This window comes from Streptococcus suis (assembly GCF_002964045.1).
Classification (GTDB): Bacteria; Bacillota; Bacilli; order Lactobacillales; family Streptococcaceae; genus Streptococcus; species Streptococcus suis_U.
The window spans coordinates 1-275 of sequence record NZ_POPB01000064.1 but is presented as its reverse complement, the minus strand read 5'-3'; the positions used below and the strand labels follow the sequence as shown (position 1 = coordinate 275).

The following is a 275-nucleotide window of genomic DNA, read 5'->3' as shown; positions in this document are numbered from 1 at the left end:
GGTTCCACAATAGATGGACCATGAATCCCTACAAACCAGAACAAAGCATAGGCACCAAAGATAATGGTAATACCAACATAACCATCTGCGGCTGTAAATAGAGGCTCAAATAATTTCAGGATCGCCTCAGCAACGTTTGTTCCAAGGAATTGACGTGTCACAAGATCAATGCCATACAAGACAAAGATAGACAATGCATATGGAATTACATCTTTAAATGCCTGGGATACGTTCGGTGGAACTTCGTCTGGCATACGAATGGTGAAGATCGGAAG

The 275-nt window shown here is 42.2% G+C and carries 1 protein-coding gene; it reads right to left on the bottom strand.

Annotated elements, in window-relative coordinates:
• The coding region (locus C1E99_RS00285; RefSeq protein WP_161951108.1) for a PTS transporter subunit EIIC at positions 1–275 on the bottom strand (275 nt) is incomplete at both ends.